Below are 12,725 nucleotides of genomic sequence, written 5' to 3'. Positions count from 1 at the left end.
TCGCTAATGAGTACGGAAGCCCTTCATGAGCCAACCTCTTTCCTCCCAGCCGGATGCGGCTCAGCCTGTTGAAGATAACTGGCTGCGTTTTATCGATTTAATGCAGAACGCTTTCGCGGACGGTGTGTCGTTGCCTTTGCTGCAACTGATGATGACGCCCGATGAACGTGAAGCGTTTGGCACACGCCTGCGCATTATTGAAGAGCTGATGAACGGCGACATGAGCCAGCGTGAGCTGAAGAATGAGCTGGGTGTCGGTATCGCCACCATTACGCGTGGCTCCAACAGTCTGAAAGAGGCGCCTCCCGAGCTGAAACGCTGGCTGGAAGCGCGCTTAGGCCGCCATTAATTATTGCTGATACAGCGGATGGGTGAACGGGCAGAGTGCCAGTATCAGCGCCTGATGGTAAACGCTGGAGCGGCTGAGCAGGCCGTTGGTAAACGCACCGATGGCACCACCTTTCTGCTTAATATTATCAACGCCGGTTAAGCGCGCCATCTCGTGACCGAGTTCGTGTCCGGCGGCTAATCCCTCCATGACAATCGGCGGCAAGGTGAAGCTGGCGGAGCGTGATTCGCCGCGCTGCTGGGCGTTTTCAATCACCATCCATGCAAAAGCACAATCGCCTTCGATACCGGCTTCAATCGCTACCCAGTAGTCAGATTCAGGACGCTGCAAACGCGCATTCGCCACGCGTGTACGTGCGCCAGTTCGCGTTTCGACATCGCTTAACGGCTGTGCGGCAACGCCGCTCTCGACCTCGACCCCTTCAATATGGCAGGATCCTTCACCAAAGACGTCGTTGAACGCCTGAGCAATCGCGCGAATTTTTGCCGGGTTGATGGTGGCTGCGACAACGTGGTACATAATTGTTTGAACCCTCAAGGCAAATTTGTCGCAGTATAACGGAAATTAAGCATGCTACAGGTCTATCTTGTTCGTCACGGCGAAACGGTATGGAATGCGGCCCGACGCATTCAAGGTCAATCCGACAGTCCGCTGACGGAAAAAGGTGAGCAACAGGCCCAACAAGTGGGCGAACGGATGAAATCGCAGGGGATTACCCATGTGATTGCCAGCGATTTAGGCCGCACGCGCCGCACCGCCGAGATCATCGCGGATGCCTGTGGTTGTACGGTCACGGTTGATGCACGTTTGCGTGAGCTGAATATGGGCTGTCTCGAACAGCGCCCCCTTGATGGCTTAACGCCGGAAGAGGAGAGCTGGCGTAAAACGCTGGTGGACGGCACTCAGGACGGCCGCATCCCTGGCGGTGAATCGATGCTAGAGATGGCGACGCGCATGCACGAAGCGCTGAACGCGTTGCTCGAACTGCCAGCGGGCAGCCGTCCGCTGATTGTCAGTCACGGTATGGCTCTGGGCGTGTTAGTCAGCACGCTACTCGGTTTACCGGCGCACGCGGAACGTCGTTTGCGTCTGCGCAACTGCTCTATTTCACGCGTGGACCATCAACAGAGCGCGTGGCTGGCAGCAGGTTGGGTGGTCGAGACGGCAGGCGATGTGTCGCATCTGGATGCCCCTGCGCTGGATGAGTTGCAGCGTTAATTGTCATCCGGTTTCGGTGCGCATGAATGCGTACCCTACAAATTCGTGGGGGTGTGATGAATACGCACTCTGCCAAATTGCGGGTTCGTGATCAACGCGCACGCGGTTAAATCGTAGGGTCGTCATTTATGACGACCTGCCGTGATTGAAGCCAAAAAAATGCCGTCATCATGACGGCATTTTCATATCAGCGACTCTGCTGCGGACGAATCGGAATCAGATATTCGCAACGGATTTCCGTTGGCGGCTCGCTGCGTTTCTTACCACCGTGGGTAAAGAAGCGCTCGATATCCTGACCCTGACGACGCACCAGCCCCAGCGTTGGCATGCAAGTGCCGTACAGCAGCAAAATAAATTCACCCAACGCGCTGCGCGCACCGTTATAGGTGAACTGCACGTAATCCCCGGCTTCGAGAATCACATTTTGATTCGACTGCATGCTCAATGCCTGTTGATCGGCAGGCACTGCCGTGGTGTAGAGAATCTCCTGCTCATCATCCTTTTCATGGCTGGCACGTACCTGATGCAGACCGTACAGCACCGGCGGCACGGTATCGGTTTCCAGCAGGAACTGCTTCCAGAAGTGGATACGCATTTCGTCACGGTAGCTGGAAATTTGCTCCAGCGTACAGGTGTAACTCTGCGTTTGCCCGACCAGCACCGTTTCCGGCAGCGTGACAAACGTGGCCTCAGGCATGTGGTGATCGTCCAGACGAATCGGCGGACGAATGCCGAAGGAGTTCCATTCCGATGAGCGACGATACCAGGCGGGCGTTTGATTGAACTGCTTTTTAAACGCGCGGGTGAAAGTCTGCTGCGAATCGAAGCGATATTGTAAAGCGATGTCGAGGATTGGGCGGCTGGTGAGGCGCAGAGCCACAGCGGCTTTCGACAGACGACGCGCGCGGATGTAAGCACCGATGGCGTGGCTCGTCACTTCCTTGAACATGCGCTGCAGGTGCCACTTGGAGTAGCCCGCTTTCAAAGCAACATTATCGAGTGAAAGGGGTTGATCCAGATGGCTCTCCAGCCAGACAAGCAAATCGCGAATGATACCGGCTTGGTCCATAAAACATCCTCATAACTCTCTGGTGGCGCAACTATGAAGTCGTCGAATAATAGCACGAAATGCACAAACGCGTGGGGGCTGATGATTAATCTGCTGTGCTAAATCAATGCGGGTTATCACCCGTTTAGGTTTGGTTCCGGGTTCGATTGACAGTACATTACATTCTCATCTATTCGATTGCCAATGGTAACTCAATGACAATAACTCGCTTTCTTATAATCACGCTTGCAACTTCTATCTTCAGCGCGGGCTTACAGGCCGAGGAGATCGGCTCAGTAGACACGGTTTTCAAGATGTTTGGCCCCGACCATAAGATCGTGGTGGAAGCCTTCGACGACCCCGACGTAAAAAATGTAACCTGTTATATCAGCCGGGCGAAAACCGGTGGGATCAAGGGCGGATTAGGTCTGGCGGAAGATACTTCCGACGCGGCTATCTCCTGCCAGCAGGTTGGGCCTGTAGAGCTTAGCGATAAAATTGCACAAGGCAAGGCGCAGGGTGAAGTTGTGTTCCAAAAGCGCACTTCTTTGGTGTTTAAGAAATTGCAGGTGGTACGCTTCTTTGACCAGAAACGCCATGCGCTGGTTTACTTAAGCTACTCAGATAAAGTGGTGGACGGTTCGCCGAAGAACGCGCTGAGCGCTGTGCCAATCATGCCGTGGCATTGAGGCATAAAAAAACGCCCTGATGGGCGTTTTTCTTTAACTGCAGCAAACTTAATCCTGCAATTCACCACAGAAGCGGTAACCTTCGCCATGAATGGTGGCGATGATTTCTGGTGTATCCGGGGTGGATTCAAAATGCTTACGAATGCGGCGGATGGTGACATCCACGGTGCGGTCATGCGGCTTCAGCTCACGCCCCGTCATCTTCTTCAGCAGATCGCCACGGGTTTGAATCTTGCCCGGGTTTTCGCAGAAGTGCAGCATCGCGCGGAACTCACTGCGTGGCAGCTTGTACTGTTCACCGTTCGGGCTGATCAGTGAGCGGCTGTTAATATCCAGCTCCCAGCCGTTAAAGCGATAGCTTTCAACCGCGCGACGTTCTTCGCTTGGCATCGCCAGATTCATGGTGCGCGATAACAGGTTGCGTGCACGAATCGTCAGCTCACGTGGGTTAAACGGTTTAGTGATGTAATCATCGGCGCCAATCTCCAGGCCGAGGATTTTATCCACTTCGTTATCACGACCTGTCAGGAACATCAGCGCAACGTTTGCTTGTTCACGCAATTCGCGTGCCAGCAGCAAACCGTTTTTGCCTGGCAGGTTGATATCCATGATCACCAGATTGACGTCATTTTCCGTCAAAACCTGATGCATCTCGGCGCCGTCGGTGGCTTCATAGACCACGTAACCTTCCGCCTCAAAAATACTTTTGAGGGTGTTACGCGTGACCAGTTCGTCTTCAACGATAAGAATGTGCGGGGTCTGCATGTTTCGCTACCTAAAATTTGCCAACAAATCGAAAACAGGGCGTACGATGGCTGCGTTTGCTGTTCATCAAAACAGCGTGCCTTACGCAACCGGTGTACGAAATAATCTTCGGAATACACCATCCATCTATGTCAACTTCAGTGTTAGCTCAGCCAGTCAGGATGAATATTTGCGTGCCCCGTGGGTATCGGACTGGCGCTTATCCTAACCTTATTAACAGCAACCTAACAGCACCAACAACAACCGATAAGCATAAAAACAACGCTTCGTTGACTTATATCAAATGCAAGTGTAGCACGTTAACACTTTTATGAAAAACTTCTCCAGGAATGCCAGCTTAGCTCACAAAAAGCAGCATTTTTGCTACATTTTGGCTGCATAACGGTAAAACTAAAACCTGCAGGAAATAATATTTTAATAATATGAAAAACAATAGATTTATATTAATTAAGCGTGGAAATTTTAGTTATATCCCACAATATCTTCTCCCCATCGCTTTTATCCTCTTTTAACATCCTTAACATCTTATTTTCTCTTGTCCGTGCGGTTGGTATTTTTGCCACTGCGTGCCAACATAGGGCGAGTTGTTAACAGTTCGATGGAAAAATCATGCATTTCCCCCTGATCCTTGTCTCACCCGCCCGTCCGGAAAATATCGGCGCGGCCGCTCGTGCCATGAAAACCATGGGTTTTAGCGAACTGCGTATTGTTGCCAGCGATGCCTGGCAAGACCCGGCTGCGCGTCGTGTTGCGCACGGTGCCGGTGAGATTCTTGATAATGTCAAAACCTACGCCACGCTGAGTGAGGCGCTGGCCGATGTCGATTTCTCGGTCGCCACCACCGCCCGCAGTCGTGCGAAGTTCCGCTACTACGCCACGCCGGCGCAAGTCGAAACCATTCTGCAAGAGAAGCGCCAGTGGCTGAGCCGAATCGCGCTGGTGTTTGGTCGTGAGGACAGCGGCTTAACCAATGAAGAGCTGGATCAGGTCGATCTGCTGACCGGCATTCCGATGGCCAATGATTACCCTTCACTCAACCTCGGACAGGCGGTGATGGTGTACTGCTATCAGCTGTCGGCGCTAAATCAGGTCGCGGCAGAAGTGAAAGAGGTGGCGAACGAACACCAACTGCAGGCGCTGCGCGAGCGCTTCCACCAACTGCTGGTGAAACTGGAGGTGAGCGACGATGCCAAAATGGCAGACTGGATCGATCAGCGTATTGGCCTGCTGGAACAGCGCGATAGCGCCATGCTGCATCGCCTGCTACATGATGTAGAAAAAAAACTTATAGATAAATAATCGGTGAATATCGATTTTAATAGTGACTGATCGGGAAACCGAGCGATCAGTTGAACGATCCCAATATGATTTACGCGCAGAAACCGAACTCTGCGCAGTCGCCTTAAAATCGCGGCTAAGACAAATTCGTTGACTTAACGTGCGCTTTGCTTTACTTCTGGAAGGCAGACGGACAAGACAAAGACAGACAGAAAAAATCTCAATGCGTAATCACAGCCTGAACACCACAATTATTATTACCACCACCATTACCACAGGTAACGGTGCGGGCTGACGCATACAGGAAAAACAAAGAAAAAAGCCCGCACCTAAACAGTGCGGGCTTTTTTTTCGGCAAAAATTCAGGAGAGCTTCAATCATGCGAGTGCTGAAATTCGGCGGAACCTCAGTAGCCAATGCGGAACGTTTTCTCCGCGTGGCAGATATTCTGGAAAGCAACGCGCAACAGGGACAGGTTGCTACCGTGCTCTCTGCGCCAGCGAAAATCACCAATCATCTGGTGGCGATGATTGAGAAAACCATTAGCGGCCAGGACGCACTGACGAATATCAGCGATGCCGAACGGATTTTTGCCGACCTGCTGCAGGGCCTGGCGGAGGCGCAGCCGGGCTTCGATTATGATGGCCTGAAAACCCGCATTGAACTGGAATTTGCCCAGCTGAAACAGGTGCTGCACGGCATCAGCCTGCTGGGCCAGTGCCCGGATGCGGTGAATGCCGGCATTATCTGTCGTGGTGAGAAGCTCTCTATCGCCATCATGGAAGCGCTGCTGCAGGCGCGCGGCCACAAAGTCACGGTGATCGACCCGGTGGAGAAACTGCTGGCTGTCGGTCATTACCTTGAATCCACTGTGGATATCGCCGAATCAACCCGTCGCATCGCGGCCAGCCAGATCCCTGCCGATCACATGATCCTGATGGCGGGATTCACCGCCGGAAACGAGAAGGGCGAACTGGTGGTGCTGGGCCGTAATGGCTCTGATTACTCGGCAGCAGTGCTGGCGGCATGCTTACGTGCGGACTGCTGTGAAATCTGGACTGACGTAGACGGCGTCTATACTTGCGACCCGCGTCAGGTGCCGGATGCGCGACTGCTGAAGTCGATGTCCTACCAGGAAGCGATGGAGCTGTCTTATTTCGGCGCGAAAGTCCTGCATCCGCGCACCATTGCCCCGATTGCTCAGTTCCAGATTCCTTGCCTGATCAAAAATACCGCTAACCCGCAAGCGCCCGGCACCTTAATCGGTGGCGAAGGCGAGCTGGATGAGAACCCGGTGAAAGGCATCACCAACCTGAATAATATGGCGATGTTTAACGTCTCCGGTCCGGGCATGAAAGGCATGGTCGGTATGGCAGCACGCGTGTTTGCTGCGATGTCGCGCACCGGCATCTCAGTGGTGCTGATCACCCAATCCTCTTCTGAATACAGTATCAGTTTCTGCGTGCCGCAGAGTGAGCAGGCGCGCGCGCGCCGTGTATTGGAAGAGGAGTTCTATCTGGAGCTGAAAGATGGCCTGCTGGATCCACTCGATGTGCTGGAGCAGTTGGCGGTGATTTCCGTGGTCGGCGATGGCATGCGCACCTTGCGCGGCATCTCCGCCAAATTCTTCTCGGCACTGGCACGCGCCAACATCAATATTGTGGCGATTGCGCAGGGCTCTTCCGAGCGTTCCATCTCGGTGGTGGTAAGCAATGATGAAGTCACCACTGGCGTGCGCGTGGTGCATCAGATGCTGTTCGCCACCGATCAGGTGATCGAAGTGTTCGTCGTGGGCGTGGGTGGTGTCGGCGCGGCGTTGCTGGAGCAGCTGCATCGTCAGCAGGCGTGGCTGAAAGAGAAACATATCGATCTGCGCGTGTGCGGTATCGCCAATTCGCGTGCGCTGTTAACCAACGTGCACGGCATCGATCTCAGCAACTGGAAAGGCGCACTGAGCGAAGCCAAAGAGCCGTTCAATCTCGGTCGCCTGATGCGTCTGGTGAAGGAGTATCACCTGCTGAACCCGGTGATTGTGGACTGTACTTCCAGCCAGGCGGTGGCCGATCAATATGCTGACTTCCTCGCTGAAGGTTTCCACGTGGTGACGCCGAACAAAAAGGCCAATACCTCGTCGTGGAATTACTACCAGCAGATGCGTGCGGCCGCGGCGAAATCGCGTCGTAAGTTCCTGTACGACACCAACGTCGGTGCGGGTCTGCCGGTGATCGAAAACCTGCAAAACTTGCTGAATGCGGGTGATGAGCTGATCAAATTCTCCGGTATCCTCTCCGGTTCGCTCTCCTTTATCTTCGGTAAACTGGATGAGGGCGTATCGTTATCCGAAGCCACCAAAACAGCCCGTGAGATGGGCTTTACCGAACCGGATCCGCGTGACGACCTCTCAGGTACCGATGTGGCGCGTAAACTGCTGATTCTGGCGCGTGAAGCGGGCCATCAACTGGAGCTGAGCGATATCGAGATTGAGCCGCTGCTGCCCGCTGAACTCACCGACATCGCTGACGTTGAGCAGTTTATGGCGCGCCTGCCGGAACTGGATGATGCTTTTGCCGCCCGCGTTGCCAAAGCGCGTGATGAAGGTAAAGTGTTACGCTTCGTCGGCGCCATTGAAGAAGGCGGCGTCTGCAAAGTGAAAATCGATGCGGTGGACGGCAACGATCCGCTGTACAAAGTGAAGAACGGCGAGAACGCGCTGGCGTTTTACAGCCGCTATTATCAGCCGATCCCGCTGGTTCTGCGTGGATACGGCGCGGGGAATGATGTCACAGCGGCCGGCGTGTTTGCCGACTTGCTGCGTACACTGTCGTGGAAGTTGGGAGTTTGATGATGGTAAAAATTTATGCACCGGCCTCAATAGGTAACGTCAGCGTCGGCTTTGATGTGCTGGGCGCGGCGGTTTCGCCGGTGGATGGCACCCTGTTGGGTGACTGCGTATCGGTAGAAGCGGCCGACAGCTTCAGCCTGGTGAACTCCGGGCGCTTTGTCAGCAAGCTGCCAACCAATCCGCAAGAGAACATCGTTTATCAGTGCTGGGAACGTTTCTGCCAGGCGATTGGCAAAGAAGTGCCTTTCGCGATGACGCTGGAAAAGAATATGCCGATCGGTTCAGGTCTGGGTTCCAGCGCCTGCTCGGTGGTGGCCGGTTTGATGGCGATGAACGAGTTCTGCGGCAAGCCGTTGAACGATACCGAGCTGCTGGCCTTAATGGGCGAGCTGGAAGGGCGTATTTCGGGCAGCGTGCACTTTGATAACGTTGCGCCTTGCTTCCTCGGCGGTGTGCAGCTGATGATTGAAGAGAACGGTATCATCTCACAGGATGTGCCGTGCTTTGATGACTGGCTGTGGGTGATGGCCTACCCAGGCATTAAAGTCTCAACCGCTGAAGCACGCGCGATTCTGCCTGCGCAGTACCGCAAAGACGATGCCATCAAGCATGGCCGTCTGCTGGCGGGCTTTATTCACGCCTGTCATACCCGCCAGCCGCTGCTGGCAGCTAAACTGATGCAGGATGTGATTGCAGAACCTTACCGCACCAAACTGCTGCCGGGCTTCGCTGAGGCGCGCCAGGCGGCTGCCGATATCGGCGCGTTGGCTTGCGGTATTTCGGGCTCCGGTCCGACACTTTTCGCCGTTTGCAACGAGATGGCAACGGCACAGCGGATGGCAGACTGGCTGAGCCAGCACTATCTGCAGAACGATGAAGGCTTCGTCCATATCTGCCGTCTTGATACGGCTGGCGCACGTAACTTGGGATAACGCATGAAACTCTACAACCTTAAGGATCACAACGAGCAGGTTAGTTTTGCTCAGGCCGTTAAACAGGGCCTCGGCTCGCAGCAAGGGCTGTTCTTCCCGCTCGAACTGCCGGAATTCGAACTGACCGACATCGATGCGATGCTGGAGATGGATTTCGTCAGCCGCAGCAGCAAAATTCTCTCAGCTTATATTGGCGATGAGATTGCCGCGCACCAGCTGGCTGAGCGCGTGAAAAACGCCTTTGCCTTCCCGGCGCCAGTGGCGAAAGTCAGTGACGATGTGGCCTGCCTCGAACTGTTCCACGGCCCAACGCTGGCATTCAAAGACTTCGGCGGTCGTTTCATGGCGCAGATGCTCTCTTATGTGTCGGGCGCTGATGAGCAAATCACCATTCTGACCGCGACCTCCGGCGACACCGGTGCCGCGGTGGCCCATGCCTTCTACGGCATGGAAAACGTGCGCGTCGTTATCCTCTATCCGCAGGGCAAGATCAGCCCGCTGCAGGAAAAACTGTTCTGTACGCTGGGCGGCAATATTGAAACCATCGCGGTGGAAGGCGATTTCGATGCCTGCCAGGCGCTGGTGAAGCAGGCGTTTGATGACGAAGAGCTGAAGAAAGCGATTGGCCTGAACTCGGCTAACTCCATCAACATCAGCCGCTTGCTGGCGCAGATTTGCTACTACTTCGAAGCGGTGGCGCAACTGCCACAAGAGCAGCGCAATCAGCTGGTGGTCTCCGTGCCAAGCGGTAACTTTGGTGACCTGACCGCGGGTCTGCTGGCGAAATCACTCGGATTACCGATCAAGCGCTTTATCGCGGCAACCAACGCCAACGACACCGTGCCACGCTTCCTGGGCAACGGTGAATGGCTACCGAATGCGACAGTGGCAACCCTGTCGAACGCCATGGATGTCAGCCAGCCGAATAACTGGCCGCGCGTGGAAGAGCTGTTCCGTCGTAAAACCTGGCGCCTGACCGATCTGGTGTCTGGCGCGGTATCGGATGAGACCACCAAAGCTACCATGCGTGAGCTGGCGGAAATTGGCTATATCTCTGAGCCGCACGCGGCGATTGCCTATCGCATGCTGCGTGACAACCTGCAGGAAGGCGAATTCGGTCTGTTCCTCGGCACTGCGCATCCGGCCAAGTTCAAAGAGAGCGTGGATGAGATTTTGGGTCAGGAACTGCCGTTGCCGAAAGAACTGGCAGAGCGCGCTGAGCTGCCACTGCTGTCGCATAATATGACGGCAGACTTTGCTGAGCTGCGTAAGTTTTTGCTGAAGTGATGCAAACAGGCGCGCATTGATGCGCGTCAAAGAGAGGAAGGTCGCCCTGTTGGCGTAATGCTTGTCAGTTAAGATCTTAATGGAGGCCGCAACGGATAACGTTGCGGCTTCTTTTTTACCGCCCTTGGGTAATGCCGCACTCTTCTTTCTGGCAGCACCAGCCCTGGCGCCATCGCCATTACCTCTTCCATTATCCGCGGTATTTTTCCCGGTGAGATGCCCGGTAGCAGGCTCAGATGACTTCTCAGATACAGTGCGGACTGCTTAAAACTCATCTGATAAGGTTCCACGCCTTTCAGGCTGTACGCCATCTGCGCCATCATGAACCTCAGAAGGTTATAGGCTAGGACCACGCCCCACAGCTCCTGACGCACAAGTTCTGGCTTTTTGCTTCTCAGCGTCAGCTCATTATTCAGCAGGTGTTGTTTCATCTCGCGGAACCCATGCTCTATTTCCCAGCGATGGCCGTATAAATCCACGACATCTGCTTTGGGATACCTCAGGGGATCGCACATGGATGTCAGGATTTGAACCGTTTTTCCGTTGAGTTCTTTGCTGATAAGCCTTGCCGTCAGCGTGTCCGCAGCACCCTGCCATTTTTTCTTCGCCTGCGGCGACAGCTGTAATTCCACCAACGCCTGCCCGGCCCCTAAGCTACGGATTACACGGTACTGTGCTCCTTTGCGCAGCGGCAGCATCCAGTGTCTTTCCGTTCCCGCTGACTGCCAGGCGTGCAGCAGACCCAGCGCATAAAAACCTTTATCAAAGAGGGTCAGAGAGTGGTCGGGGGTCTGTGGGATAAGCTGAGCGGCAAGATCGGCTTCGCCGACAGCTGAGACGCTGTCGAACGCTGCTGCTGACAGCAGGTGACTGGTGACTTCCATCTGACAGACCATTCGCACCTGCGGCCACTCAGAGCACTTATTAATATTGGCCGTTCGCCCGAAGGCGGCATCATTCTCTGGTGTGTCAGGGGTACGCCATACGGTGCCATCCACCGCCATCAGAGTCAGTCCGTTCCAGTGCGACAGCGGTGTCTTTTCAAACCACAGGCGCTGCGTTTTCTCAAACATTAACCGGATAACATCTTCTCCAAATCGCTGCCGGGCCTGCACAACCGCGCTGGGCGCAACAAAGGGCCTTTTCCCCGGCAGAAGGATATCCAGGTGTGAGACGAGCTGAGTCATCGAATGGGAGCGAAAAAGTGCCATGCCCGTCACTGCCCAGACCATCATTTCCATCGACAACCTGCGCTTACGTAACGTTACTGTCCCGGTATCCGCGAGACACTCGTCAATAAGTTCAGGAGAAAGGAGATCAGAAAGCGTCGAGAACTCCTGAGGAGTAAAGTTATGAACAATATCGAGAGCCTGACTGAGAAGCATAAAAAAATCCGTAATCCCTGAGAGATTACGGATTCTTGCAGAACTGTTGGATCGTTCAACCGATCATTTTTGTCTTAACTGATCGGCATTACGCCCTGTTGGCGACCTTTTTTTATTTCTGCTCGCGGCGCTTAAACACCAACTCGTTACCCTTGCTCTCGTCAGCCGCAAAGAAGTAGCCATCGACATCAAACTGTTTCAGCTGCTCGGGCTTGCTCAGGCGGTTCTGAATCACATAGCGGCTCATCAGGCCACGCGCTTTCTTGGCGTAAAAACTGATCACCTTAAACTTGCCGTTTTTCTCATCGAGGAACACCGGCTTGATCAACTCACCGTTCAGTTGCTTCGGCTTCACCGCTTTGAAGTACTCATCGGATGCGAGGTTGATCAGCACCTCATCGCCTTGCTCGGCCATCGCGTCATTCAGCTTCTGCGTCAGTAAATCACCCCAGAAACCGTAGAGGTCTTTTGCCGCCGGGTTGGCCAGCTTGATGCCCATTTCCAGGCGGTAAGGCTGCATCAAATCCAGCGGACGCAGCACGCCGTATAAACCGGACAGCATGCGCAGGTGCTGCTGGGCAAAATCGAAATCTGCATCACTGAACGTCTCAGCCTGCAAACCGGTGTACACATCGCCTTTAAACGCCAGAATTGCCTGTCGGGCATTGTCGAGCGTGAAGGGCGGCTGCCACTGGTTAAAGCGATCGGCATTCAGATGCGCCAGTTTGTCGCTGATGCCCATCAGTGAACTGATCTGCGCCGGTGAAAGATCGCGCGCAACATCGATCAGCTGTTGTGATTTTTCTAACAGTGTTGACTGCGTAAAGCGCTGTGTCGCCAGCGGGCTTTCAAAATCCAGTGTCTTCGCTGGCGAGATAACCATCAGCATCGTGTTTGTCCTTGTTGACCCGCCTGTTCACAGGGGATTGATG

General features: G+C 54.3%; 13 protein-coding genes and 1 other annotated feature. Of the genes, 8 read left to right on the top strand and 5 right to left on the bottom strand.

What is annotated here, in order from left to right; translation table 11 throughout:
• Positions 1 to 25: 25 nt before the first annotated feature.
• On the top strand, positions 26 to 349 hold the full coding sequence (gene trpR / locus LH22_RS18660; protein WP_038649187.1) for a trp operon repressor: 324 nt from the start codon (positions 26 to 28) through the stop codon (positions 347 to 349).
• Here trpR and yjjX read toward each other — a convergent pair whose 3' ends face one another.
• On the bottom strand, positions 350 to 868 hold the full coding sequence (gene yjjX / locus LH22_RS18655) for an inosine/xanthosine triphosphatase (protein ID WP_038649184.1): 519 nt from the start codon (positions 866 to 868) through the stop codon (positions 350 to 352).
• A gap of 51 nt (positions 869 to 919) precedes the next feature.
• On the opposite strand from yjjX, the gene gpmB reads away from it, so the two are divergent.
• Positions 920 to 1,567: a 2,3-diphosphoglycerate-dependent phosphoglycerate mutase GpmB gene (gene gpmB, locus LH22_RS18650; protein WP_038649182.1), complete on the top strand. Its 648-nt coding sequence runs from the start codon at positions 920 to 922 to the stop codon at positions 1,565 to 1,567.
• A gap of 187 nt (positions 1,568 to 1,754) precedes the next feature.
• Here the strand turns inward: gpmB and robA are convergent, their stop codons facing one another.
• Positions 1,755 to 2,636, bottom strand: coding sequence for an MDR efflux pump AcrAB transcriptional activator RobA (gene robA / locus LH22_RS18645; protein ID WP_038649179.1), 882 nt, complete (start codon positions 2,634 to 2,636; stop codon positions 1,755 to 1,757).
• Positions 2,637 to 2,830: 194 nt separating this feature from the next.
• Here robA and creA point away from each other — a divergent pair, with 194 nt between their 5' ends.
• Positions 2,831 to 3,304: a protein CreA gene (creA, locus tag LH22_RS18640; RefSeq protein ID WP_038649176.1), complete on the top strand. Its 474-nt coding sequence runs from the start codon at positions 2,831 to 2,833 to the stop codon at positions 3,302 to 3,304.
• Between the two features lie 48 nt (positions 3,305 to 3,352).
• Here creA and arcA read toward each other — a convergent pair whose 3' ends face one another.
• On the bottom strand, positions 3,353 to 4,069 hold the full coding sequence (arcA, locus tag LH22_RS18635; RefSeq protein WP_034826183.1) for a two-component system response regulator ArcA: 717 nt from the start codon (positions 4,067 to 4,069) through the stop codon (positions 3,353 to 3,355).
• A gap of 609 nt (positions 4,070 to 4,678) precedes the next feature.
• Here arcA and LH22_RS18630 point away from each other — a divergent pair.
• From LH22_RS18630 to thrC, 5 genes are all read left to right on the top strand, one after another.
• Complete coding sequence (locus tag LH22_RS18630; protein WP_038649173.1) at positions 4,679 to 5,368, top strand: tRNA/rRNA methyltransferase; 690 nt, start codon at positions 4,679 to 4,681, stop codon at positions 5,366 to 5,368.
• A gap of 202 nt (positions 5,369 to 5,570) precedes the next feature.
• Complete coding sequence (gene thrL / locus LH22_RS20815; protein WP_128601299.1) at positions 5,571 to 5,642, top strand: thr operon leader peptide; 72 nt, start codon at positions 5,571 to 5,573, stop codon at positions 5,640 to 5,642.
• Positions 5,578 to 5,700 (top strand) — a sequence feature (Thr leader region). Its footprint overlaps the gene before it by 65 nt.
• Positions 5,701 to 5,726: 26 nt before the next feature.
• On the top strand, positions 5,727 to 8,189 hold the full coding sequence (gene thrA / locus LH22_RS18625) for a bifunctional aspartate kinase/homoserine dehydrogenase I (protein WP_038649169.1): 2,463 nt from the start codon (positions 5,727 to 5,729) through the stop codon (positions 8,187 to 8,189).
• 2 nt (positions 8,190 to 8,191) lie between these two features.
• On the top strand, positions 8,192 to 9,121 hold the full coding sequence (thrB, locus tag LH22_RS18620; protein ID WP_038650267.1) for a homoserine kinase: 930 nt from the start codon (positions 8,192 to 8,194) through the stop codon (positions 9,119 to 9,121).
• A 3-nt stretch (positions 9,122 to 9,124) separates the two neighbouring features.
• Positions 9,125 to 10,408 (top strand): threonine synthase, encoded by a 1,284-nt coding sequence (gene thrC, locus LH22_RS18615; RefSeq protein WP_038649165.1) that lies wholly within the window; start codon positions 9,125 to 9,127, stop codon positions 10,406 to 10,408.
• Positions 10,409 to 10,476: 68 nt separating this feature from the next.
• On the opposite strand, the gene LH22_RS18610 is transcribed toward thrC, so the two are convergent.
• Together LH22_RS18610 and yaaA are read right to left on the bottom strand one after the other, a co-directional pair.
• Positions 10,477 to 11,793, bottom strand: a complete 1,317-nt coding sequence (locus tag LH22_RS18610; RefSeq protein WP_038644489.1) for an IS4 family transposase — start codon at positions 11,791 to 11,793, stop codon at positions 10,477 to 10,479.
• Between the two features lie 112 nt (positions 11,794 to 11,905).
• On the bottom strand, positions 11,906 to 12,682 hold the full coding sequence (gene yaaA / locus LH22_RS18605; protein WP_038649162.1) for a peroxide stress protein YaaA: 777 nt from the start codon (positions 12,680 to 12,682) through the stop codon (positions 11,906 to 11,908).
• Positions 12,683 to 12,725 lie beyond the last annotated feature (43 nt).

This window comes from Pantoea rwandensis, assembly GCF_000759475.1.
Taxonomy (GTDB): domain Bacteria; phylum Pseudomonadota; class Gammaproteobacteria; order Enterobacterales; family Enterobacteriaceae; genus Pantoea; species Pantoea rwandensis_B.
The sequence above is the reverse complement of the archived record's forward strand: the minus strand, read 5'-3'. Positions and strand labels throughout refer to the sequence as shown.

Coding starts and splice junctions, on each gene's coding strand:
- thrA (WP_038649169.1), top strand. CDS start 5,727: ATGCGAGTGCTGAAATTCGGCGGAACCTCAGTAGCCAATGCGGAACGT.
- thrC (WP_038649165.1), top strand. CDS start 9,125: ATGAAACTCTACAACCTTAAGGATCACAACGAGCAGGTTAGTTTTGCT.
- arcA (WP_034826183.1), bottom strand. CDS start 4,069: ATGCAGACCCCGCACATTCTTATCGTTGAAGACGAACTGGTCACGCGT.
- creA (WP_038649176.1), top strand. CDS start 2,831: ATGACAATAACTCGCTTTCTTATAATCACGCTTGCAACTTCTATCTTC.
- robA (WP_038649179.1), bottom strand. CDS start 2,636: ATGGACCAAGCCGGTATCATTCGCGATTTGCTTGTCTGGCTGGAGAGC.
- yjjX (WP_038649184.1), bottom strand. CDS start 868: ATGTACCACGTTGTCGCAGCCACCATCAACCCGGCAAAAATTCGCGCG.
- LH22_RS18630 (WP_038649173.1), top strand. CDS start 4,679: ATGCATTTCCCCCTGATCCTTGTCTCACCCGCCCGTCCGGAAAATATC.
- LH22_RS18610 (WP_038644489.1), bottom strand. CDS start 11,793: ATGCTTCTCAGTCAGGCTCTCGATATTGTTCATAACTTTACTCCTCAG.
- yaaA (WP_038649162.1), bottom strand. CDS start 12,682: ATGCTGATGGTTATCTCGCCAGCGAAGACACTGGATTTTGAAAGCCCG.
- gpmB (WP_038649182.1), top strand. CDS start 920: ATGCTACAGGTCTATCTTGTTCGTCACGGCGAAACGGTATGGAATGCG.
- thrB (WP_038650267.1), top strand. CDS start 8,192: ATGGTAAAAATTTATGCACCGGCCTCAATAGGTAACGTCAGCGTCGGC.
- trpR (WP_038649187.1), top strand. CDS start 26: ATGAGCCAACCTCTTTCCTCCCAGCCGGATGCGGCTCAGCCTGTTGAA.